The following is a 22,656-nucleotide window of genomic DNA, read 5'->3' as shown; positions in this document are numbered from 1 at the left end:
CGAGGACGGAAATGCCGAAGAACAAGACGCACAGCGGGACCTCGAAGCGGTTCAAGGTCACCGGCAGCGGCAAGATCCTCCGGGAGAAGGCCGGCAAGCGCCACATCCTGGAGAAGAAGTCCAGCAAGGTGACGCGTCGCATGAGCGGCACCGCGGTCGTGTCGGAGAACGACGCCCCGCGCATCAAGAAGCTGCTCGGTCTCTGACCCGCTTCGAATCCCCTAGCTAACTCGGAGACGGGCCCCGACCCCGCCTCCCATGAGATCGACAGGATGGACCCGTGGCACGCGTCAAGCGGGCTGTGAACGCCCAGAAGAAGCGCCGTACCACCCTTGAGCTCGCCAGCGGCTACCGCGGCCAGCGCTCGAGGCTGTACCGCAAGGCCAAGGAGCAGGTGCTCCACTCGCTCAACTACGCGTACCGCGACCGGCGTGCGCGCAAGGGCGACTTCCGCAAGCTGTGGATCCAGCGGATCAACGCTGCTGCCCGCGCGAACGGCATGACCTACAACCGCCTCATCCAGGGCCTGCGCCTGGGTGGCGTCGAGGTCGACCGCAAGATCCTCGCGGACCTCGCCGTCACCGACGCCACCGCCTTCACGGCGCTGGTCGAGATCGCCCGCGGCGCTCTCCCGACCGACGTGAACGCTCCGGCCGGGGACAAGGCCTGAGCCAGCACGCTCGAGGACAACGACCCGAGGCAGCTCCGTTCACCGAACGGACACCTCGGGTCGTTGCTGCTCGCCACCTCACCCGCCGCCAGGGCCGTGACAAGGCCGGCCGCTTCCTCGTAGAGGGCGCTCAGGCCGTGCGCGAAGCACTCGCCTGGCAGGGCGGTCAGGTCCACGAACTCTTCGTGACCGAGACGGCGGCCGAACGCAACCCCGAGCTGCTCCAGGAAGCCTCGAACGCGGGCATCCGGATCAGCGAGGTCACCGACAAGGCAGCCGACTCCCTGTCGGAAACCGTGACGCCCCAAGGCCTCATCGCGGTGTGCGACGCGGTCCCGCAGCCTCTCGACACGGCTCTCCAGGGCACCCCACGCCTGGTCGCCGTGCTCTACGGCGTGAGCGACCCCGGCAACGCGGGCACCGTCACGCGCGTGGCGGACGCTGCCGGGGCAGACGCGGTGATCTTCGCGAGCGACACGGTCGACCCGCACAACGGCAAATGCGTGCGTGCCTCGACGGGTTCGCTGTTCCACCTGCCGATCGCCCGTTCCCGTGACGCCGCAGAGGTTTTCGCCGCCTGCCGCACCGCCGGTCTCCGGCTCGTCGCCGCTGACGGCTACGCGAAACAGGATCTCGTCGAAGCCTCGGCCAAGGGCGAGCTGAAGCAGCCCACGGCGTGGGTGTTCGGCAGCGAGGCCCACGGGTTGCCCGACGACGTCGTCGCGTCCCTGGACACGTCGCTGAAGGTGCCCCTGTACGGCGCCGCCGAGAGCCTCAACCTCGCGACGGCCGCCGCGGTCTGCCTCTACGCCTCGGCCAGGGATCAGCGCAGCTGAACGGGAAGTGACTCGATGCCGCGGGTCATCTTCCCGCCGCTCCACTGTGGACGGAAGTCGGCGGCGAACCCGTAGTCCGGCAACAGGCTCAGCACCTCCTCGGCGACGATCCGCATCTCCAGCAGCGCGAGGTGCTCGCCCACGCACCGGTGCACGCCGTACCCGAACGCGAGGTGCGGGTTCCGTTCGCGCGAGCAGTCGAACTCGGTCGGCCGGTCGAACACCGCCGGGTCGTGGTTGGCCGCGTTGAGCACGGCCAGGATGCGGCGACCGTCGGGCACGCGGGTCCGCGCGATCCCCACCACCGGCGCCTCGATGCGCAGGCACTCGTCGACCATCCGCGGGATCAGCGCGGGTTCCGCGACGAGCCGCGAACGCAATCCGGCCACGGTCGGCAGGAAGTAGAGCATCGCGCTGAGCCCGTGCACGGTCGTCTCGTGCCCGGCGATGATCAGGAACACGAACATCCCGATCTGCTCCTCGGACGAGAGCGGCCGCCCGTCCACGGTCCCGTCCGCGATCGCCAGCGCCACCGTGTCGGCGCCCGCGGCCCGCTGCCGTGCGAGCTGATCGGCGATGTAGCCCTTGAACTCTTCCAACGCCCGGTCGCCCGCCTCGCGATCACCGGTGCGGGCCGCCAGGAACAGCCGATCGAGCCACCCCAGGAACCGCGACCCGTCCTCGGGCGGCATGCCGAGGATCAACGCGATCGCGGCCGGCGGCAGGTAGTGCGCGAGCGACGGCACCAGGTCGACCGAGCCGTGCAGCTCCTTGATCCGATGCCGGACCAACGTCCGCAACGTGTCGTCGTACCGCGCCACGGCCGTGCGGGTGAAGTGTCGCTGCAGGATCTTGCGGTACATGGTGTGCAGCGGTGGGTCGAAGTCGACCGGAGGCTTGCCGGTCATCGTGAGCCGGGGGATGGCGATGCCGTCCGTCGAGCTGTAAGTGCTGTGGTCGCCCAGAATCTGCTTGATCGAGTCGTAGGTGAGCGTGGCCGTGAACCCTCCGTGCCTGGTGGAATGCACGACAGGGCACTGCGCGCGCAGATCGGCCAGCACCTCGTTCAACGGGTTGGCCAGCAACGGGTCGATGTGGTCGAACTGCCAGTCGGGATGCACACCAGCAACCACGCCGAAAATCCGCTCGCGGTTCGCTCAGCGTCTCGTATCGTGTGCCGGTGCGTGAACCCGAGATCGAACTCCTGTGCTCCCAGCTCGCTGCCTACTACGTCTTCCCGGACACCGCCAACGAGATCGCGACCGTCCTGCGCACCCGCCAGTCTGAAGGCGCGTACGAAGTCGCCGACGACGAAGAGTTCGCGGCACGGGTCACCGCCGACCTGCAGAGTGTCAACGGCGACAAGCACCTCCGCCTGCTCTACAGCGCCGAGGAGGTCAAGGAGACCGGCGAGGAATCCGCCTGGGACCCGGTGGCCTACAAGAAGGAAGCGGAAGAGGACGCCTTCGGCATCACCAAGATCGAACGCCTGAAGGGCAACATCGGCCTGCTGGAGCTCCGCCTGCTGCACGACGCCGAGATCGCCACGCCGGCCGTCACCGCGGCCATGACCCTGATCGCACACACCGAAGCGTTGATCATCGACCTGCGCAACAACGTCGGCGGCGACCCGAACACGGTGGCGTTGATCTGCAGCTACCTGTTCGACGAACCCACGCACCTCAACGACATCTACAACCGCCCGGAAGACTCCACCCGGCAGTTCTGGACCCTGCCGCACGTGCCGGGCCCGAAGTTCGGCGGCAAGAAGCCGATCTACGTCCTCACCAGCAGCCGCACGTTCTCCGGTGCTGAGGAGCTGAGCTACAACCTCCAGCAGCTCGAGCGCGCGACGCTGATCGGCGAGACGACCAGGGGCGGCGCCCACCCCGGCGACCGCTACCGCGTCGGCCCGCACCTCAAGTCGGCCGTCCCCAACGGCCGCGCGATCAACCCGATCTCGGGCACCAACTGGGAGGGCGTCGGCGTGGTCCCGCACATCGCCGTGCCCGCCGACGAGGCCTTCGACATCGCCTACAAGAAGGCGCTGGAAGCCTGATTTCGACCCGAAGTGGAGCGTGGGCCTCGTATCGTGGGCCGGGTGCGCGAAGCCGAGATCGAACTCCTCTGCTCCCAGCTAGCCGCCTACTACGTCTTCCCTGACGCGGCCAACGAGATCGCGTCCGTCCTGCGCACCCGTCTGGCTGAGGGTGCGTACGAAGGCACCGACGACGAAGAGTTCGCTGCCCGGGTCACCGCCGACCTGCAGAGCGTCAACGGCGACAAGCACCTCCGCCTCGTCCACAGCGAGGCGGAGGTCCCGGAGACCGGCCACGTGGCCTGGGACCCGGTGGCCTACCAGAAGGAAGCCGAGCAGGACGCCTTCGGCATCACGAAGATCGAGCGCCTCGAAGGCAACATCGGCCTGCTCAAGCTCCGCCTGCTGCACGACGCCGACATCGCCACACCCGCTATCACCGCCGCCATGACGCTGCTCGCGCACACCAAGGCGTTGATCATCGACCTGCGTGACAACGGCGGCGGCGACCCGAACACGGTCGCGTTGATCTGCAGCTATCTCTTCGACGAGCCCACGCACCTCACCGACATCTACAACCGCCCCGAGGACACCACCCAGCAGTTCTGGACGCTGCCGCACGTCCCAGGGCCGAAGTTCGGCGGCACGAAGCCGATCTACGTCCTCACCAACGGCCGCACGTTCTCCGGCGCCGAGGAGCTCAGCTACAACCTGCAGCAGAACGGGCGCGCCACCCTCATCGGCGAGACGACGGGCGGCGGCGCGCACCCCGGCGACCGCTACCGCGTGGGACCGCACCTCAAGTCGTCGGTCCCCAACGGCCGTCTGACCAACCCGATCTCCGGCACCAACTGGGAGGGCGTCGGCGTCGTCCCGCACATCGCCGTGCCCGCGGACGAGGCCTTCGACGTCGCGTACAAGAAGGCGCTGGAAGCCTGACCGATCAGTCCAGGCGGGCCGTCAACTCCCGGACCAGGGGGTCCGTGCCCGCCGGCTTGTTCTGACGCCGCAACGCCTCCGAGAGCATCGACAGGACGTTCCCGGCCTGGGTGTCGTCGGGCAGCAGCGATGCCGCCCGGCGCGCCTCGGCCTCGGCGCCCTCGGGGTCGTCGGCGTTGAGCAGCACGTTCGCCGCGCGCAGCACGATGAACACCCGCCAGCTCTCGTCCTGCAGCCCCACCACCAGGGCCTCGGCGTCGCGGTAGTGCTTCATCGCCAGCGAGAACTCGCCGGCCTGGCCGTGCACCCAGGCGCGGATCGCCACGATCTCCGCCTGCCTGCGGGCGGCCTCGGCCGGATCGTCCAAAGAGGACAGCAGTGCCTCTGCCTCGTCGACGGCCGCGCGGGTCTCGGTGACCTCGTCCTCCGGCAGGTTGGAGGCCAGCTCGACCAGCGAGCCGACCGCCTCCGAGACGTTGCCCTCCTGCTGCCACAACACGGCCGCCGCGCGCCAGGACGCGGTCGCCTCGTCGTGCTTGTCCATCCGGCCCTGCACCGAGGCGAGCGCGTCCAGCAGGAACGCCCTGCGCCCGACCTCCTCCTGCGGCAGCAGTTCGGAGGCCTCGCGCAGGTGACGTTCGGCCGCCGGGAGCTCGCCCAGCTTGCGGCACACCTGGCCCAGCCGGAACACCACCTGCAGGCGCAGGTCGTCCTGACCTTCCTGCAGCAGCCGCAACGACTCCTCGAGCACCTCGGCGGCCTCGACGAACCGGTCCGTCTGCAGGTAACCGCCGCTCAACGCGAAGCAGAAGTGCGCGGTGTGGCCGGGGGAGAGGTGCACGCGCGAGATCGCCACCGCCTCCCGCAGCTCGGCCAGGCACGCCCCCTCCTGGTCCAGTTCCTGGATCGCGGCGACCTGGTACCAGCGCGCCTCGGCGCCCTCGGGCAGCGGGAACGCCGCCACGAACGCCCGCGCCGTCGCCAGCGCCTCCGCGGTCCGGCCCGTGATCGACTCCAGCCGCACCTTCAGCCGGAAGCCCTCGAACCGGGCGTTCGGCGGCAGCTCGCCCGCCATGACCTCCACGATGTCGGCGTACGCGGCGTCCAGGTCCTGTTGCCGCGCCTTGTGCTCCGCCGTCTCGACCAGGACGCGGCCGCGCAGCTCCGGAACGTCCAAAGAGGACGCCAGTGCGAGCATCTCGGACGCCTGCTCGTGCGCGTGCTCGTTGTCCAGCAGCTCGGCGAGGGTCAGCGCGGCGATCGTGCGCGTGTAGTCCGTCTCGGCCTCGGCGAGGCAGCGTTCGGCCAGCTCCCTGCCGCCTTCGAGACCGACCGCCAGCCGCGCCTGGTAGCGCAGGGCGAGATCGGTGGGCAGCGCGGTGAGCAGAGCCTCGAACGCCTCGGGGTCGAACGGCGCCAGCCCGTTGGTCATCCGGCGGATCCCCGCGTGCGCGGCGAGATCGGGCGGCAGCAACGAGTCCATGTCCGCGGGCAGCGAGTCGAGCATCCGCCGCGCCTTCACGAAGTCGCCCTGCTCGTACAGCGTCACCATCGCCTCGGCGATCTCCACCGGATCGCCGAACACGACGGACTCCTCGGCCACGACCGGCGCCGGCGCGGCGGGGATCGCCAGCGGCACCGGCGCGTAGTCGGCCTGCTCCAACGCTCGCGAGACCCGTTCGACCCACGCCGAGGTGCCGTTGCGCGTGTCGAACGCCCTGGCCAGCTCGATCGCCCGCGTCGACAGCCGGTCGAGCAGCTCGGCGGCGGTCAGCGAGCCGCCCAGCGGGATCTCGAACACCGTGTCGGCCGGAATCCGTTGCAGCAGCACGGAAGCGCACTCCGCGAACGACATCTCGTCGGCGGGCAGCTGGGCCGAGGTCAGCTTGTGCAGCGACCGGCGCAGGATGTCCTCGCCGCGGGCGACGTTGCCGGTCAGCGCGCAGAACCGGATGTGTTCGTGCACGTACGAGGTGATCTCGTCGTCCTTGATCAACCGGTACGCGGTCAGGTGGGCGTGCGCCGCCCGTTCCACGTCACCGATCTCCAACAACGGCCACAGCAGCGCGCTCAGGATCCCCTGCGGCTGCGTGGAGCAGTTCGTGTTGCCGGACAAGCCTTCCCAGCCGTGTGCGGCGGCCTCCTGGAACCGGCCCAGCCGCGCCAGCATCCAGACCTGCTCCTCGACGACGCAGGCCTCGCAGTCGGCCATCGGCCCGCGCTCGGTCGCCAGATACTTGCCGAGGTGCTCGGCCAGGCCCGTCATGTCACCGACGTGGTACGCGAACTCGGCGCGGGCGCCGTGCACCGGCTGGACCGAGAACCCGAGCCGCCCGTAGCGGTCCGCGAGCTGCCCGATCACCGCCTTCAGCTGGTCCAGCGAGAACCGCGGGTCCCGGCGCAGCCCGGTCGCGATCCACTTGTGCGACCAGTTCAGCGAGTGGCGCTCGTAGTCGTTGAACGCCTCGGGGTCCTTCTCCTCCGCGGCCCGCACCCACGCGAACGGCGCCAGCATCAGGTCGTAGCGCGCCAGGTAGTACGCCGAGTCGATCAACGCGATCCGGCACGACACCCCGAGCGGCAGGTGCCCGAGCGCGTCGGACATGCGCGCGACCCGTTCCATCGCCTCGTGCTTCGGCATGCCCGTCGGCATGTGGTACGCCTCGAGAAACGCTCTTTCGGCGTCCTCGGTCGTGAAGTCCGCCATGCTCACTTACCCCCAACAGCGCGGTCCAGCAGTTCCAGGAACGAGCGGTTCAGCGCCGCCGTGTCCTTCGGTCGCATCGCCCGCCGCGCCTGCAGAACGGCGTGCACGTAAAGAGATTCCAGCGTCAACTCGACCAGCGCCGGGTCGTTCAACCTGGCCAGCCGCTGCACGAGCGGGTTGCGGCAGTTCAACACCAGCTGCTCCGGCCGGGCCGAACCCGAGTCGGCGGTCAGCTGCCCCAGCAGCTCCGCCCACAACGGATCCGTCACCTCCTCCGCGGTCTGCTCGGTGTCGAGCTTGCGCTGCTGCTCGGCGTTGCTGATCAGCAAGGCGGGCAACGAGACCGGGTCGAAGTCGCGGATCACCGCGTCGCAGTCGTGCCGGTCCAGCGCCGCCGCACCTTCGGACAAGCGCAGCCGCAGCGCCGTCTCGATGTCCGGTTCCGGATCGGCCAGCGCCGCCAGCAGCTCGGAAGGCGCCACCCGGCGGGCGACGGCCGGGCCGTCCAGCGCGCTCAGCCGGTTCAGCAGCTCCATGTCGTAGGCGTAGCCGGCGTTCACGAGCCCCAGCCCCTGCGCGGCCGCGACCGGCGCGAGCTGGTGGAACTCGTCGACGTCCGGGATGTAGAGGATCGCGCCGTGCTTGCGCTTGAACTGCCGCAACGGGATCGCGCCCTCGGTGGTCTCGAACGGCAGCCACCGCTCGACCAGCCGCAGCATCTCGTCGTCCGACCGCGCCAGCGACTTGATCCCGAGGTGGTGCGCCGCCAGCAGCTCACCGGCGCGCCGCGGTTCGATGGCGTCCAGCCGGATCAGCCAGTCGCGGATCTGCTCGCCCAGCTCCTCGCGCACCGCCAGCAGCATCTCGTCCTGGTACAGCGACTCGCGCGAGGCCGTCGGCCGGATCGCAGAGGCGTCGACCACGCACCGCACGAAGTACGCCCAGTCCGGCAGCAGGCCTTCAACGTTGTCACCGACCAGCATCCGCTTCAGGTAGACCCGGTGCGTCTGGCGCGTGCCGGGATGCACCCCGGACGGCAGCACGAACGCGACACCGGTCAGCCCGGCCGCCTCGACCTCGATCGGGATCGCCTCGAACGGCGTGAAGCCGAAGATCTGCTCGCAGTACTCGGAAAGGTCGGCGTCCTCGTCGTCCCACGGCCGTTCGCCGCGGGTCACGACCTCCTCGTCGACGGTCACGACCGCGGGCAGCAGATCGCCGTAGTCGCTCACCAGCGGTCGCACGGTGTCGGCTTCCACCCAGTGCTCGTTGCCGCGGGAGGCCTTCAGCGCCACGGTCGTACCGACCGGTACGTCACCGTCCACAACGGACACGGTGTAGTTGCCTGAGGAATCCGCCTCCCATCGCACCGCCGACCCGCCGCGCGCGGATCGAGTGACGACCGTCACTGAAGAAGCGACGAGGAAGCACGACAGCATGCCGACGCCGAACTGGCCGAGGAACCCTTCGCGGGCGAACCCCAGGTCGTCGCGCTTGGACGTGCGCCCGAGCGTCGACAGCAGCTCGTGCACCTCGGTCTCGGTGAGGCCCACGCCGGTGTCGGTGATGGTGAGCTCCGGCCCGCAGGTGATCGTCACCTCGGCGGGGCAGGACGGGTCGAGCTCGCGCCGTGCCGTGATCGCGTCGACGGCGTTCTGCAGCAGCTCGCGGACGTAGACGCGCGGGCTGCTGTAGAGGTGGTGGCTGAGCAGGTCGATGATGCCGCGCAGGTCGACGCGGAAGGTGTGCGACATGATGCCGCCCATCCTAGGGACGGACGAGGGGCCGGTGCCGCTCTTTATGGGCGATCGCCGGGACGCTCTTCGTCCCGGCCCTGGTCGATCACCGGCACGGTCGCGACCGTGCCGCAAGGGGCCGGTAACGGAACGGGCGCGAACGGTCAAGAGCGCACCCACTAGGATCGGCCTGTTGATTACCTGATGTCCGCGACGGGAGCTGTCCACCAACCATGTCCGGAGCCAACGACCCGTACGACCCGAAGCAGGTCGCGGCGCTGTCGGCCGAGCACCTCGACGCAGCTGTGCAGAAGGCGCGCGAGGCGTTCGCCGGAGCTGCCGACCTGGAGGCCCTGGCGGCGGTCAAGCCGGGCCACCTCGGTGACCGGTCGCCCGTGCTGCTGGCCCGCCGCGAGATCGGTGCACTGCCGCCCAAGGCGAAGGCCGAGGCCGGCAAGCGGGTGAACGAGGCGCAGTCCGCGATCAAGACCGCGTTCGAGGAGCGCCACGCCGTGCTCCAGGTCGAACGCGACGAGCGGGTGCTGCGCGAGGAGTCCGTCGACGTCACGCTGCCCTGGGACCGCTTCCCGCGCGGCGCGCGTCACCCCATCACGACGCTCGCCGAGCGCATCGGTGACGTCTTCGTGGCCATGGGCTACGAGATCGCCGAAGGCCCCGAGCTCGAGACCGAGTGGTTCAACTTCGACGCGTTGAACTTCGGCAAGGACCACCCGGCCCGGTCGATGCAGGACACGTTCTACATCGCGCCCGCCGACTCCGCGCTGGTGCTGCGCACGCACACCTCGCCCGTGCAGGCCCGCACGCTGCTGGACCGCGAACTGCCGGTGTACGTCGTGTGCCCCGGCCGCACGTTCCGCACCGACGAGCTCGACGCGACCCACACCCCGGTGTTCCACCAGGTCGAGGGCCTCGCGGTCGACAAGGGCCTGACCATGGGCCACCTCAAGGGCACCCTGGACGCCTTCGCGCGCGCCATGTTCGGCGAGGACTCCAAGACCCGCCTGCGCCCGTCGTTCTTCCCCTTCACCGAGCCGTCGGCCGAGGTCGACGTGTGGTTCCCGGAGAAGAAGGGCGGCGCCGGCTGGGTCGAGTGGGGCGGCTGCGGCATGGTCAACCCCAACGTCCTGCGCGCCACCGGCGTGGACCCGGACGTCTACTCCGGCTTCGCGTTCGGCATGGGCCTCGAGCGCACGCTGCAGTTCCGCAACGGCTTGCCCGACATGCGCGACATGGTCGAGGGCGACGTCCGCTTCACCCGGCCATTCGGAACGGAGGCCTGATCCGGTGCGCATTCCGGTCAGCTGGCTGGTCGAACACCTCGGTTTCGACGAAGTCCCCACGCCCGACGAGCTCGCCGAGGCGTTCACCCGCATCGGCATCGAGGTCGAGGAGGTGAGCCCGCTCGGTCCCGTGACCGGCCCGATCGTCGCCGGTCGCGTCGTCGCGATCGAGGAGCTCACCGAGTTCAAGAAGCCGATCCGCTACTGCCAGGTCGAGGTCGGCCCCGAGCAGGTCAACAACATCATCTGCGGCGCCACGAACTTCGTCGAGGGCGACTCGGTCGTCATCGCGCTGCCCGGTGCCGTCCTGCCGGGTGGCTTCACGATCTCCGAGCGCAAGACGTACGGCCGCGTGTCGCAGGGCATGATCTGCGCCGCCGACGAGCTCGGCATCGGCGACGACCACTCCGGCATCCTCGTGCTGCCCACCGGCACCGCGCAGCCGGGCGACGACGCGCTGGAGCTGCTCGGTCTCAACGACACCGTCCTGGAGCTCGCGCCGACCCCGGACCGCGGCTACGCGTTCTCGGTCCGCGGCCTGGCCCGTGAGATCGCCTGCGCGCTGGAGGTGCCGTTCGGCGACCCCGGCGTCGTGGAGATCCCCGAGCCCGAGGGCGAGGCGTGGCCGGTCCACATCGAGGACCGCACCGGCTGCTCGCGGTTCGTCGCGCGCCGGGTCACCGGTGTCGACCCGACGACGCCCACGCCGTGGTGGATGCGCCGCCGCCTGATGCTCGCCGGCATGCGCTCCATCTCGCTGCCGGTCGACGTCACGAACTACGTGATGCTCGAGCTCGGCCAGCCGCTGCACGCGTTCGACGCCGCCGCTCTGTCGGGTGCGCTGACCGTTCGCCGTGCTGTCGCCGGTGAGAAGCTGACGACGCTCGACGACGCGGTTCGCGCGCTTGACCCGGACGACATCGTGATCGCCGACGACTCCGGCGTGATCTCGCTGGCCGGCGTCATGGGCGGTGCCTCGACCGAGGTCCGCGACGAGTCGTCGGACATCCTGCTGGAGGCCGCGAACTGGGACCCGGCGTCCATCGCGCGCACGGTCCGCCGGCACAAGCTGCCGTCCGAGGCCGCGAAGCGCTTCGAACGCACGGTGGACCCCGCGTTGGCGCCGGTGGCGTTGGAGAGGGCTGCGAAGCTCCTGAACCACTACGCCGAGGGCTCCATCAAGCCCGGCCGCACCGACGTGGGCGTCCCGACGCTGCCGGAGCCGGTGTCGATGCCGATCGACCTGCCGGACCGCGTGGCCGGCGTCCGCTACGCCCGCGGCGTCACGGCCCGCCGCCTCGGCCAGATCGGCTGCCAGGTCTCCGTGACCACCTCGGACGACGGCCAGACGATCGTCACCGCGGTGCCGCCGACGTGGCGTGCGGACCTCGTGCAGCCCGCTGACCTGGTGGAGGAGGTGCTGCGGCTGGAGGGCTACGACACGATTCCCTCCGTCCTGCCGCCCGCCCCCGCCGGCCGCGGCCTGACCGAGCAGCAGCGCCGCCGCCGCACCGTGTGGCGGACGCTGGCGGAGGACGGCTTCATCGAGGTGAAGCCCTTCCCGTTCATCGACCCGTCGGTGTTCGACGCGTTCGGTCTGGGTCCGGATGACGTCCGGCGCAACACGGTCGGCGTGCTGAACCCGTTGGAGGCGGACAAGAACGTCCTCGCCACCACGCTGCTGCCCGGCCTGCTGGAGACGCTGCAGCGCAACCTGGCCCGTGGCGCCAAGGACGTTGCCCTTTACAACATCGCGCAGGTGACTTTGCCGCGCGCGCAACAGGTTCCGGTGCCGTCGCTGGGCGTTGCCCACCGTCCGTCGGAAGCCGAAGTCGCCTCGATGCTCGCCGCCCTGCCGCAGCAGCCGCTGCACGTGGCCGGTGTGCTGGTCGGCCACCGCGAGCTCGCCGGTTGGTGGGGCAAGGGCCGCATCGCCGACTGGGCGGACGCCGTCGAGGCCGCCCGCCGCGTCGGTGAGGCTTACGGCGTGACGTTGCGCGTCGTGGCGTCGGACCTCCTCCCGTGGCACCCCGGCCGCTGCGCCGAGCTGCGCGTGGGCGACTGGCCCGTCGGCCACGCCGGCGAGCTGCACCCGAAGGTGATCGAGGCGCTGGGCCTGCCCAAGCGGACCGTGGCGTTCGAGCTCGACCTCGACGCCCTGCCGCTGGACGACCACCGCCCGGCCCCGACGGTGTCGCCGTACCCGCCCGTGCTGCTGGACGTCGCGCTGGTCGTGGACGCGTCCGTGCCGGTGCAGTCGGTGTCCGAGGTGCTGGGTGCTTCGGCCGGTGACCTGCTGGAGGACATCCGCCTGTTCGACGTCTACACCGGGGAGCAGGTGGGCGAGGGCAAGAAGTCGCTCGCGTACTCCCTGCGGTTCCGCGCGCCGGACCGGACGTTGACGGTGGAGGAGGCGACCGCGGCCCGCGACACGGCTGTTGCGGCTGCCGGCGAACGTCTGGGTGCCGTTCTGCGCGCCTGAGCTTCTTCCTCAACGGCGGCGGCTTCGACTTCGGTCGGGGCCGCCGTCGTCGTTGGGCGTCTGATTGCGGTCGCGCGGCTCTCTCGTGGTCCGTGGCTCTCTTGCAGTCGGCGTCTCTCTCGCACGCTTCTCTCGCGGTGCGGCTACTCCGGCCGCTGGCGAACGTATGGGTGGCGGCTTCGACCTCGGTCGGGGCCGCCGTCGTCGTTGGGCGTCTGCTTGCGGTGCGCGGGTCTCTCGCAGTGCACGCATCTCTCGCGGTGCGGCCCGCATCGGCTGCCGGCGAACGCCTGGGTGCAGCTTTGCGCGCCTGATTTCACGCTGACGGCGGTCACGACGGGTAACTATCGTCGTGGCTGCCGTTTTTGTTTCGCGTGGCGCCGCACACTCCTCCTTGCGATTCCAAGCGCGAGAGCGCAGTCTGATACAGACGCAGCGACAAATACTTCGTTCCTCTCGTTGCGCGTCCGAGCTGTTACACTAAGTGAGGCCTGAGATTCCAAGAGAATCTTGGGCCTTTTCGCGTAAGGAACACCCTGACCTCCAGTCCGCGTGCGCGAGTAACCGATCCATGCCGGTTGACAACAGTGCCGCGAGGGTCCCTTTTCTCGTGTCTTGTGCACGCTGTGTAGTGATTGAACGTTCTCCAAACTTGGTGCCGTACCCACCGAGCACCACCTCAGGAGAACAAAAATGCGCAAGCGCACCGCAGTCATCGCAGCAGTCGCAGTCCTGGCCGTCGGCGGCGGCGTCGCCTACGCGGCGTGGTCGAGCACCGGCGCCGGTTCCGGTCAGGTCGGCTCCACCACGAACGTCAACTCGACGATCAGCCCGGTCGACGGCGCCGGCGGCCTGTACCCCGGCCACACCGTCAGCTTCCAGGTGACGATCGACAACCCGAACGGCTACCCGGTCACCGTCACGTCGATCAGCGCCGGTGCCTCCGCGCTCACCCAGAGCGGTTGCGCCGCCGGCACCGTCACCAGCGCCGCCGTGAGCAATCCGAGCGGCACGATCGTCGCGGGCGGCACCGGCACCTACACGCTGCAGGCCACGATGAACGCCGACGCCGCGGACACCTGCAAGTCCCAGACCTTCACGCTGCCGCTGACCGCCGCGCTCGTCTCGGCTGCCTGAGTCATGCGCCGCGCCCTGATCGTGCTCGCCGTGCTGGTGCTGGTGTCACCGGTGTCCAGCGCGGCGGACAACCCCGCCAAGGCGTTCACGATCGCGGACGTCGGCACCGCGACGGGGTTGGTCCCCGGTGGGACGGTGACCCGGAAGGTCCGGGTCACCAACCCCAACAACCAGGCCATCAAGGTCACCCGCCTCGACACGAAGGTCGGTCGGCCCTCCCCGCAATGCCCGGCGAACGCGGTGACCGTGGACGTCCTCCCGGCGCCGGTCGAGGTCGCCAAGAACGCCCACGCCGACGTGAACCTCACCGTCCGGATGGCCCGCACCGCCCCGGACGCCTGCAAGAACCTGACTTTCCCCCTCACCTACTCGGGAACGGCCATCAAGCCATGATCAGCTTCAGGGAACTCGTCCGCCGGCGGTACGTCCGCCGTGGCGTCATCGTCTTCGCGGTCATGACGGCCGCGCTCGGCTCGGGTGTCGCCTACGCGGCGTGGACGAGCTCCGGTACCGGCAGTGCCACCACCAAAGCGGGCACCGCACTGGCTCCGGTGGTGACCGGCGGCGCGGTCACCACCGGCCTGCTCTACCCCGGCGGCACCGGCAACGCCGTCGTCACCGTGTCGAACCCCAACCCCTACCCGGTCACGGTCACGTCGATCGCCCCCAACGGGCCCGCGACCTGCGCTGTCTCGTTCACCGAACGGTTCCCCGGCACTCAGCTGGCTGCGAACAGCACGCCGACCGCCATCACGTTCACCGTGTCGATGGGGCTCAACGCGGCAAACACCTGCCAGGGCGCGACGATCGACGTTCCGGTCCTCGTCACGATCGCGAGCGGAACCGGCGCATGAAACGCCCCGTGATCGCCGGAGCGGCGGTGCTGTGCCTCGTCGCAGCACCAGCCGCGCAAGCCGCCTGGGAGACGTCCGCACCTGGACAGGCCAAGGCCAAGGCGGGCACGGTCCAGCCACTGGTCATCACGTCGTGCGCGAAAGGCAACACGACGGTCGTGAACTGGGAGCCGGTGCCGGGCGCATCTATGTACACAGTATTGTGGCAACAGGGAAGCGGGTCAGGTGCCGAGTTCAAGAACAGCGCCACGACCCAAGCTCTGACTTACTCCGTGACCGACTCGCTCAACCGCGTCCGAGTCCAGGCCGCGGTCGGCAGCTGGACGACCAGCTACACCGAGAAGATTTGTTCCTGATAATTCGCTCGATCGGTCGAATCCCGGAGATCGGGATTTGGGATCAAACCAGCAGGTGGTAGCCCTGCGTAGCTGTCAAGGTGCCAAAGGTCCTTCATTACAAGGGGAAATCGGCGCCCGTCAGACGCTTGCGCAGTACGTGAAGCTTCTCCAAGATTGGCAACGCGGCCCGCTGGGGCCGAGGGGCGAAGCGATGAACCACCGGGCGAGTTGGTCGCCGGTCCGGTGGGGAGCTAGAGGCGAACCCACCGCCTGGAGCAACAACTCTGGAGAGTTGCGCCATGCGTAGTCTGGGTCCGCGCCTTGAAATCGCCGTGTCGTTGACGATTCTCATGGTCGGCGCGGCCGTTGTGGCGGCCATGCATCTGACCTGGCCGGAGCAGCAGCTGCCGGCCATGGCGTACTCCGTCAGCAGCGGCGAGTCGGACATCCAGCAGCTGAAGCCGTTTGAAATCAACGACATCTCGGGCGCGGCCGTGGAACTCACACCAGGTGCCGAGGGCGAGCGCAAGGTGCGACTGTCCAACCCGAACCCCGTCGACATCATCGTCGAGAGCCTGTCCGCAGTTCCTGGTCAGCCGCTCGACGCGTCCCAGAAGCGCGTCGCGGGTTGCCCGGCCGGCGTGCTGAGCGTCGTGCCGCTCAAGGACATCGTGGAGATCCCGGCCGGAGGCGCGGTCGAGGTCACCATGAAGGTCCAGGTCTCCGACGACGTCCCGGCGGCGTGTTCGGACCTCGTCTTCCCGCTCACCTACTCGGGTCGCGCGAAACACGCGTGAGCAGTCGCTCCCGCGCAGCAGGCCATTCGTCCGCCAGCATCGAGTAGACGACGGTGTCGCGCAGCGTCCCGTCCGGTCGCATCATGTCGCCGCGCAGCACGCCGTCCCGCGAGGCACCGAGCTTCTCGATCGCGCGCTGCGACCGGACGTTCAACCCGTCGGTGTGCCAGGCGACCCGCGCGCAGCCCCGCACGTCGAACGCCTCGGTGAGCAACAGCAGCTTCGCCTCGGGGTTGATCGCGGTGCCGTGCCACGCGCTGCCGACGATCGTGTAACCGATGATCAGCTTGCGGTGCTCCGGACGCACGTCGTAGTACGAGGTCGTGCCCACGACCCGCCCCGACGAGGTCTCGATCTGCGCGAACGCCTCGCGCAGCGGCACGGTCAGCGCGTCGGCGATCCACGAGCGCATCTCGTCAACGTTGCCGGGCTGCTTGTGCAGCAACCAGGTCCAGATGTCCGGGTCGCGGGTGACCTCGAACAACTCCTCGGCGTGCGAAAGCGAAAGCGGTTCCAGTCGAACGTGCTTGCCCTCCATGAGATCCACACTAGAGGTGTTTCAACGCCTCCCGCCGAGACAACGGCGACAGCCCCGGCCGTGCCTCCACGAACGACCGCACCCACCCCGGCTCGGTCTTCGCGAACTCCCTCAACGCCCACCCGATCCCCTTGCGCAGGAAGAAGTCGCGGTCGTCCACGTTGGCCTCGATGCACGCGGTCAGCAGTTCCACGTCGGTCGCGCCCTTGGACCCGAGCTGGCAGATGATCGACGTCCGCCGCCGCCACTTGTCGGAGTCGACGGACCACTTGAGCATCAACGGCCGCACGACCTCGGGGGTGGACCGCAGCAACGGCCCCACCAGCTTCGAGGCGATCTCGTCCACGAAGTCCCACCAGGCGCCGGTCACGATCATCTCGTCGAACCACGGCAGCAGGTCGACGGACTGGAAGCGACGATCCCCGCTCAACGACAGCGCCACGTACCGCTCCTCGCGATAGGTCGCCTCGCGCCACAGCGTCTGCACGGCCTCCAGCCACGAGTCCCGGTCCTCGATCCGCGGCAACGACTTCAGCAGCGCCACCCGCCCCGGCTTCTGCACGCCGAGGAACGGCATCTCGGACTTCATGTACGCCTGCATCTCCGGCGCCTTCCGCGAGTCCGCGAGCTCCTCCAGCCCAGCCCGCACCGCGTCGACCAACGAGTCCTTGGGAGTCACGCGAAGACCGTATAGGCTGACGCTCACCCCGCCGCTGTAAACGTTTGCAGTGGAGGCGGATCATGGCCGTTCCCCGGCGGGACTTCTTCAAGGTGTCCGGACTCGTGGCGGCGGGAATGCTCGTTCCCGGCACAGCCCAGGCCGATCCGTGGGACGAAGTCCAGGCCATCCTCGCCCGCATCAAGCCGCCGACGTTCCCGGACAGGACCTTCGACGTCACCGCGTACGGCGGCAAGGCGGACGGCAAGACCGACAACACCGCCGCGTTCAAGAAGGCGATCGAAGCAGCCGGCCAAGCGGGTGGCGGCCGGGTCCTCGCGAAGGGCGGCACGTTCCTCACCGGCGGCATCACGTTGCTCAGCAACGTGAACCTGCACGTCGACAAGGGCGCCAAGCTCCTCTTCAGCCCCGACCCGAAGAAGTACCTGCCCCTGGTCGAGACCCGCTGGCAGGGCATCGAGTGCATGAACTTCCAGGCGTTCGTCTACGCCAACAAGGCCACCAACATCGCGATCACCGGACAGGGTGTCCTCGACGGCCAGGGGCAGACCTGGAAGCCGTGGGGCAGTGGCGGATCCAGCTGGTCCCAGCTGCAGAAGTGGGGCGAGCAGGGCACTCCGGTCGCGCAGCGCAGGCTCGGCGAGGCGCACAAACTCCGCCCGAACCTGATCCAGTTCGTGTCCTGCGAGAACATCCTGATCAGCGGCATCACCATCGAACGCCCGCCGATGTGGAGCGTGCACCCGGTGAAGTCGCGCAACATCACGGTCGAGGGCGTCACGGTCAACAGCCGGGGCGGCGGCGGCAACAACGACGGCGTCGACCCGGAGTGCTGCACCGACGTCCACATCAAGGACTCGACGTTCAACACCGGTGACGACTGCATCGCGATCAAGTCCGGCCGCGACGTCGACGGGCGCAGGGTGAACCTGCCGTCGCAGAACATCGTCATCGAGAACAACACGTTCGTCTTCTCCAACCGCGGCGCGATCTGCATCGGCAGCGAGGCGTCCGGCGGCGCGCGCAACGTCTTCGCGCGCAACTGCCGGGTGAACCCGGCGAACAACGCCGACCAGCTCTGGTACGCGGTCTTCATCAAGACCAGCAAGTATCGCGGTGGAGTCATCGAGAACGTCCACTTCCGCGACATCACCGCGAACAAGCTGACCAAGTCGCCGGTCTTCATCACGTTGAACTACAGCGGTTCCGGCAACTCGGGCCCAGTCGTGAATCCGACGGTCCGAAACCTCACGTTCGAACGCCTAATGGTTGCGGGCTCAAAGGAGTACGCCGTTGAGATCGATGGCCTATCGGCGTCCAAAGTGAGCAACGTCATCGTGTCGAATTCGAAGTTCACTTCGATCTCCAAGGGCGGCAACAAGCTAACGAACGCGCAAAACATCACTTTCCCGGGCACCACTGTGAACGGAAAGCCTGCTTGATCCCCGTACCATTTGCGCTCATGCGTGTGCTCATGGTTGTGGCGGCGCTCGTGCTCACCAGCATGGGCGCCACCAAGGCGGACACGGTGGACTACCTGGATCTGCCGCTGTCCAACGGGAACGGGGAACAGAGGGGCGGGGTCCACCCCGACCTGCCGTACGACGTCGCCACGCTCGAGGCCGCCCTGAACCGCCATCGCGCCAAGGGCATCTCGCCGACCAGGTTCAAAGCGCTGCTGTGGCACTACTGGATCGTCCGCGCGGCTCAGGACGCCGGCGTGAACCTGTCCGACTGGGACCCGCAGCGCAGCGCCGAGTCCAACCGCTCGGTGATCTTCGCGGTCTACGACTTCTACGCCCGGCTGTACACGCAGCACCCGGACACGTTGCGGTGGATGGGGTTCGCGAACATCGGCGCGCCCGCGTTCGCCGCCGGCATGCTCGACCTCGGGCTGCTGCCGGAGTTCCGGTTCTTCTCCTCGATGCTGATGTCCATGCAGAAGCACATCTTCATGGACCTCGGCGCGATGCACGCCGCCTACCTCCACGGTGGGATCAAGGCCGTGGAGGAGATGCGCGACGCGGGCCTCATCGACGACGTGACCACGGCGGCTTGGGCGGATCCCGCCCAGGCGGTCATGGAGTTCTCGTCCCGCGAGCAGAACCAGGTGATCCCGGACCAGTTCGACCGGATGCGGTCCCGGCTGCTGCCGCCCGGTGAGGTCGTCACGTACGCGATCACCGTGGCCGGCCCGATGCCGGTGCCGGGCGGGAAGACCCTGGCGCAGTACCGGCCGCTGTTCGGCGGACCGTTGCCCGCGTTCAACTACGCGAACCGGGAAGACCGCTGGGACTTCCTGAGCAACGACACCGTGCCGGCCTACGAACGCCTGTCCAAGGACGCCGTGCACAAGATCGTGCAACGGCCGTTCGCGGACCGTGTCGCGGAGTACCGCGCCACGGCCCGCCTGCTCGACCTGATCCTGCCGTTCAGGAGTGCCGAACCCCGGAGCGGAGTTCGCTGAGGACGGTCAGCCGGTCCTCTTCCAGGATCCGCCGCGTGGTGACGCGGTCGGGGTAGCAACGCATGAACATGTTGGTGAAGTGCGTGCCGTAGTGGATGACGTCGTCACCGTGCGGGTCGTCCAGCGGGCGGACGACGGCTTCGAAGTTGGGCTCGTGGAAGTACGCCATGGTGAACCGCTCGCGCGTGTTCAGCAGGACCTTGTGCGGCGTGGAGAGCAGCTTGCCGCCGGTCAGGAACTGCAGGATGTCGCCGGGGAACACGGTGAAGACGTGCTGCACGGGCTCGACGAAGTTCCAGCCCTCCGCGTCCTGGAAGCAGCCTGCGGCCGACTCGTCCGGCAGCCAGTTGCGCGGCCGTTCCTCGCCCTCGATCGGGGGACGGACGTAGAGGCCGCCGACGTCGTCCTGTGCGGCCAGGACGAGCATGCCGTAGTCGGTGTGGGCGCCGATGCCGCGGTCGACGGTCTCGGACTTGGTGGGGAAGCGCAGCACCCGCATGTGGTGCCAGCCGTCGGCGCTGAGCCTGGTGAACGTGTCGATGTCGAGCCCGAAGCCCAGTGCGGTGAGCTGCAGGATCTTCTCGCCGGACTCGCCCAGCATGTCCATGAACGACTTCATGGCGTCCCGGTAGTCGTTGTCCGGCCACGGAACCGGCCCGTGACACGGCCACTTGTCGACGACGCGCGAGTCGTCGAGCGGAACGTCCTTGCAGACCGTGAAGATCTCCGAGTAGTCGGCGATGCCGTCGGTGACCTCTTCGCCCGACGCGATGTAGCCGGCGTAGGTCAGGTCGCTGACCAGGCGTGACTTCTCCTCGAGCGACAAGCCGTGGAAGAACCTTCTGCTGGCCTCCATGGCTTCTTCGGTGGTTCGGTCCTGCACCGCGTCCGTTGCGATCTGCAGAATCCCGTCGGCCTGCCAGGCGGCGATCAGCTGGCGGCCGAGCTCGACGTCGTCGTCCGAGCCGGTGACGATCTCGGGCAAGCGGAAGGTGCGTAGTTCGGTCATGGCCCAACGAACGACGGTTCCGCCCATCGGGTTCATATTTCGTTCAGGGGTGGAATCGTATTCGTCTCGGTAGGCTGCTGACCATGACGTCGTACGACTACGACCTGATCGTCATCGGCTCTGGTCCTGGTGGCCAGAAGGCGGCGATCGCGGGTGCGAAACTGGGCAAGCGCGTGGCCATCATCGACAAGCAGGAGATGGTCGGCGGCGTCTGCGCGAACACGGGCACCATCCCGTCGAAGACCCTGCGTGAAGCCGTGATGTACCTGACCGGCATGAGCCAGCGCGAGCTGTACGGCGCGAGCTACCGGGTGAAGCAGGACATCACGATCTCCGACCTGATGGCCCGCACGCAGCACGTGATCGGCCGCGAGGTCCAGGTCGTGCGCGCGCAGCTGCACCGCAACGGTATTGACCTTTTGAATGGCTTCGGTCGCTTTGTCGACGCGCACACCGTTGCGGTGGAAGGAAGTCATCGCGGCGACCACATCCGGATCACCGGCGAGTTCATCGTCATCGCGACCGGCACCACGCCGGCTCGTCCGTCCGCCGTGGACTTCGACGAGGAGCGGATCCTCGACTCCGACGAGGTCTTCGCACTGACCGAGATCCCGTCGTCGCTGGTCGTCGTCGGTGCCGGCGTGATCGGCATCGAGTACGCGTCGATGTTCGCCGCGCTCGGCTGCCGCGTCACGGTCGTCGAGCAGCGCGAGAAGATGCTGGACTTCTGCGACCCGGAGATCGTGGAGTCGCTGAAGTTCCACCTGCGCGACCAGGCCGTCACGTTCCGCTTCGACGAGAAGGTCGTGGACGTCTCGGTGTCCGACTCGGGCACGATCACGACGCTGGCCTCCGGCAAGCGCATCCCGGCCGCGGCGGTCATGTACTCGGCCGGTCGCCAGGGCTGCACCGACAAGCTGGACCTTCCCGCCGCCGGCCTGGAGGCCGACCGCCGCGGCCGTCTGTCGGTCGACGAGCACTACCGCACGCCGGTCGACCACATCTACGCCGTCGGTGACGTGATCGGGTTCCCGGCGCTGGCCGCGACGTCGATGGACCAGGGCCGGCTGGCCGCGTACCACGCGTTCGGCGAGCCGGTGCACGACCTGACCGCCTTGCAGCCCATCGGCATCTACACGATCCCGGAGATCTCGTACTGCGGCGCGACGGAGACCGAGCTCACCTCGTCCGCGATTCCTTACGAGGTCGGCATTTCGCGGTACCGCGAGCTGGCACGCGGCCAGATCGTGGGCGACGCGTACGGCATGCTGAAGCTTCTTGTGTCCACTGTGGACCGGAAGATCCTCGGCGTGCACGTGTTCGGCACGGGCGCCACGGACCTGGTGCACATCGGCCAGGCCGTGATGGGGTGTGGCGGTACGGTCGACTACCTCGTCGACACGGTCTTCAACTACCCGACGCTGTCCGAGGCGTACAAGGTCGCTGCTCTGGACGCCACCAACAAGATCCGGGCGCTGGACCGCTTCACGACCGGGTGAGCCCCGCGTCGTGGGCCACGATGGCGGCCTGCACGCGGTTCGTGCACTCCAGCTTGGGCAGGATCCGGCTGATGTGCGCCTTCACCGTGCCGGTCGCCATGTAGAGCTGTTCGCCGATCTCGGTGTTGGACAGGCCTTCGCCCACGAGCTTGAGCACGTTGCGTTCGGTGTCGGTGAGCGTGTCGATCTTGCGGCGCGCCTCCGACCCGTCGTCCGGTGCGGTCAGGTGCCTCTCGATCAGGCGCCTGGTGATCTGCGGCGCGAGGATCGGTTCACCGGTCGCGGCCTTGCGGACGGCGTTGATCAGCTCCTGCGGCGGGGTGTCCTTGAGCAGGAACCCGGTGGCGCCGACCTTCAACGCCTGCGCCACGTAGGAGTCCTCGCCGAACGTCGTGAGCATGACGACGTTGGCGTGCCCGGCGATCTGCTCGGCGGCCTTGAGGCCGTCGCCGCCGGGCATGCGGATGTCCAGCAACGCGACGTCGACGGAGTGCTTGAGGCTGAGCTCGACGGCCTGCTTGCCGTCGCTCGCCTCGGCCACCACGGTGATCTCCGGGTCGTTCTCCAGGATCAACCGGATCCCGGCGCGCATGAGCGTTTCGTCGTCGGCGATGAGGACTCGGATCACG

22 protein-coding genes are annotated in these 22,656 nt (G+C 68.6%); 15 read left to right on the top strand and 7 right to left on the bottom strand.

Annotated features, from left to right (window positions below; genetic code table 11):
• Nucleotides 1–11 precede the first annotated feature (11 nt).
• The 3 genes from rpmI (at nucleotide 12) to LFM09_RS14665 (ending at nucleotide 1,506) form a co-directional block, all read left to right on the top strand.
• The gene (gene rpmI, locus LFM09_RS14675) at nucleotides 12–206 is read left to right on the top strand and encodes a 50S ribosomal protein L35 (protein ID WP_086663968.1); all 195 of its coding nucleotides are present in this window, start codon (nucleotides 12–14) and stop codon (nucleotides 204–206) included.
• A gap of 74 nt (nucleotides 207–280) precedes the next feature.
• Nucleotides 281–670, top strand: coding sequence for a 50S ribosomal protein L20 (rplT, locus tag LFM09_RS14670; protein ID WP_414096977.1), 390 nt, complete (start codon nucleotides 281–283; stop codon nucleotides 668–670).
• Nucleotides 667–1,506 (top strand): TrmH family RNA methyltransferase, encoded by an 840-nt coding sequence (locus tag LFM09_RS14665; RefSeq protein ID WP_414097220.1) that lies wholly within the window; start codon nucleotides 667–669, stop codon nucleotides 1,504–1,506. The genes rplT and LFM09_RS14665 overlap by 4 nt, the downstream gene beginning before the upstream one ends.
• Here the strand turns inward: LFM09_RS14665 and LFM09_RS14660 are convergent.
• A complete protein-coding gene (locus LFM09_RS14660) occupies nucleotides 1,494–2,639 on the bottom strand; it encodes a cytochrome P450 (RefSeq protein ID WP_414096976.1) in 1,146 nt (381 codons plus the stop codon). The genes LFM09_RS14665 and LFM09_RS14660 overlap by 13 nt on opposite strands.
• A gap of 47 nt (nucleotides 2,640–2,686) precedes the next feature.
• Here LFM09_RS14660 and LFM09_RS14655 point away from each other — a divergent pair, with 47 nt between their 5' ends.
• Together LFM09_RS14655 and LFM09_RS14650 are read left to right on the top strand one after the other, a co-directional pair.
• Complete coding sequence (locus LFM09_RS14655; protein WP_414096975.1) at nucleotides 2,687–3,565, top strand: S41 family peptidase; 879 nt, start codon at nucleotides 2,687–2,689, stop codon at nucleotides 3,563–3,565.
• Nucleotides 3,566–3,607: 42 nt separating this feature from the next.
• Complete coding sequence (locus LFM09_RS14650) at nucleotides 3,608–4,483, top strand: S41 family peptidase (RefSeq protein ID WP_414096974.1); 876 nt, start codon at nucleotides 3,608–3,610, stop codon at nucleotides 4,481–4,483.
• A gap of 4 nt (nucleotides 4,484–4,487) precedes the next feature.
• Here LFM09_RS14650 and LFM09_RS14645 read toward each other — a convergent pair whose 3' ends face one another.
• Nucleotides 4,488–7,190, bottom strand: coding sequence for a hypothetical protein (locus LFM09_RS14645; protein WP_414096973.1), 2,703 nt, complete (start codon nucleotides 7,188–7,190; stop codon nucleotides 4,488–4,490).
• Between the two features lie 2 nt (nucleotides 7,191–7,192).
• A complete protein-coding gene (locus LFM09_RS14640; protein ID WP_414096972.1) occupies nucleotides 7,193–8,944 on the bottom strand; it encodes an HSP90 family protein in 1,752 nt (583 codons plus the stop codon).
• Between the two features lie 215 nt (nucleotides 8,945–9,159).
• Here LFM09_RS14640 and pheS point away from each other — a divergent pair, with 215 nt between their 5' ends.
• The 7 genes from pheS (at nucleotide 9,160) to LFM09_RS14605 (ending at nucleotide 15,835) form a co-directional block, all read left to right on the top strand.
• Nucleotides 9,160–10,227: a phenylalanine--tRNA ligase subunit alpha gene (gene pheS, locus LFM09_RS14635; RefSeq protein ID WP_414096971.1), complete on the top strand. Its 1,068-nt coding sequence runs from the start codon at nucleotides 9,160–9,162 to the stop codon at nucleotides 10,225–10,227.
• A gap of 4 nt (nucleotides 10,228–10,231) precedes the next feature.
• Nucleotides 10,232–12,709, top strand: a complete 2,478-nt coding sequence (gene pheT, locus LFM09_RS14630; protein WP_414096970.1) for a phenylalanine--tRNA ligase subunit beta — start codon at nucleotides 10,232–10,234, stop codon at nucleotides 12,707–12,709.
• A gap of 693 nt (nucleotides 12,710–13,402) precedes the next feature.
• Nucleotides 13,403–13,846, top strand: coding sequence for an LEA type 2 family protein (locus LFM09_RS14625; RefSeq protein WP_414096969.1), 444 nt, complete (start codon nucleotides 13,403–13,405; stop codon nucleotides 13,844–13,846).
• A 3-nt stretch (nucleotides 13,847–13,849) separates the two neighbouring features.
• Nucleotides 13,850–14,239 (top strand): hypothetical protein, encoded by a 390-nt coding sequence (locus tag LFM09_RS14620; RefSeq protein ID WP_414096968.1) that lies wholly within the window; start codon nucleotides 13,850–13,852, stop codon nucleotides 14,237–14,239.
• The gene (locus LFM09_RS14615; RefSeq protein ID WP_414096967.1) at nucleotides 14,236–14,700 is read left to right on the top strand and encodes a hypothetical protein; all 465 of its coding nucleotides are present in this window, start codon (nucleotides 14,236–14,238) and stop codon (nucleotides 14,698–14,700) included. Before LFM09_RS14620 ends, LFM09_RS14615 begins: the two co-directional genes overlap by 4 nt.
• Nucleotides 14,697–15,056: a hypothetical protein gene (locus LFM09_RS14610; RefSeq protein ID WP_414096966.1), complete on the top strand. Its 360-nt coding sequence runs from the start codon at nucleotides 14,697–14,699 to the stop codon at nucleotides 15,054–15,056. Before LFM09_RS14615 ends, LFM09_RS14610 begins: the two co-directional genes overlap by 4 nt.
• A 281-nt stretch (nucleotides 15,057–15,337) precedes the next feature.
• On the top strand, nucleotides 15,338–15,835 hold the full coding sequence (locus LFM09_RS14605; protein WP_414096965.1) for a hypothetical protein: 498 nt from the start codon (nucleotides 15,338–15,340) through the stop codon (nucleotides 15,833–15,835).
• Here LFM09_RS14605 and LFM09_RS14600 read toward each other — a convergent pair.
• The gene (locus LFM09_RS14600) at nucleotides 15,804–16,373 is read right to left on the bottom strand and encodes a GNAT family N-acetyltransferase (protein WP_414096964.1); all 570 of its coding nucleotides are present in this window, start codon (nucleotides 16,371–16,373) and stop codon (nucleotides 15,804–15,806) included. The two genes, LFM09_RS14605 and LFM09_RS14600, sit on opposite strands and share 32 nt — an antisense overlap.
• A gap of 10 nt (nucleotides 16,374–16,383) precedes the next feature.
• A complete protein-coding gene (locus LFM09_RS14595; protein ID WP_414096963.1) occupies nucleotides 16,384–17,052 on the bottom strand; it encodes a DNA alkylation repair protein in 669 nt (222 codons plus the stop codon).
• 62 nt (nucleotides 17,053–17,114) lie between these two features.
• Here LFM09_RS14595 and LFM09_RS14590 point away from each other — a divergent pair, with 62 nt between their 5' ends.
• Both LFM09_RS14590 and LFM09_RS14585 read left to right on the top strand, forming a co-directional pair.
• The gene (locus LFM09_RS14590; RefSeq protein ID WP_414096962.1) at nucleotides 17,115–18,494 is read left to right on the top strand and encodes a glycoside hydrolase family 28 protein; all 1,380 of its coding nucleotides are present in this window, start codon (nucleotides 17,115–17,117) and stop codon (nucleotides 18,492–18,494) included.
• Nucleotides 18,495–18,514: 20 nt separating this feature from the next.
• Nucleotides 18,515–19,519 (top strand): hypothetical protein, encoded by a 1,005-nt coding sequence (locus LFM09_RS14585; protein WP_414096961.1) that lies wholly within the window; start codon nucleotides 18,515–18,517, stop codon nucleotides 19,517–19,519.
• On the opposite strand, the gene LFM09_RS14580 is transcribed toward LFM09_RS14585, so the two are convergent.
• Nucleotides 19,485–20,528, bottom strand: coding sequence for a 2-oxoglutarate and iron-dependent oxygenase domain-containing protein (locus tag LFM09_RS14580; protein WP_414096960.1), 1,044 nt, complete (start codon nucleotides 20,526–20,528; stop codon nucleotides 19,485–19,487). The genes LFM09_RS14585 and LFM09_RS14580 overlap by 35 nt on opposite strands.
• Before the next feature lie 83 nt (nucleotides 20,529–20,611).
• Between LFM09_RS14580 and sthA the strand changes: the two genes are divergently transcribed.
• Entirely contained in the window at nucleotides 20,612–22,027 is a 1,416-nt protein-coding gene (gene sthA / locus LFM09_RS14575; protein WP_414096959.1) for a Si-specific NAD(P)(+) transhydrogenase, read from the top strand.
• Here sthA and LFM09_RS14570 read toward each other — a convergent pair.
• Entirely contained in the window at nucleotides 22,014–22,655 is a 642-nt protein-coding gene (locus LFM09_RS14570; RefSeq protein WP_414096958.1) for a response regulator, read from the bottom strand. The two genes, sthA and LFM09_RS14570, sit on opposite strands and share 14 nt — an antisense overlap.
• Nucleotide 22,656: the final 1 nt, after the last annotated feature.

It is taken from the genome of Lentzea alba, assembly GCF_047445655.1.
GTDB lineage: Bacteria > Actinomycetota > Actinomycetes > Mycobacteriales > Pseudonocardiaceae > Lentzea > Lentzea alba_A.
Note: the sequence above shows the minus strand (reverse complement) of the source record. Positions and strands in the feature narration are given on the sequence as shown.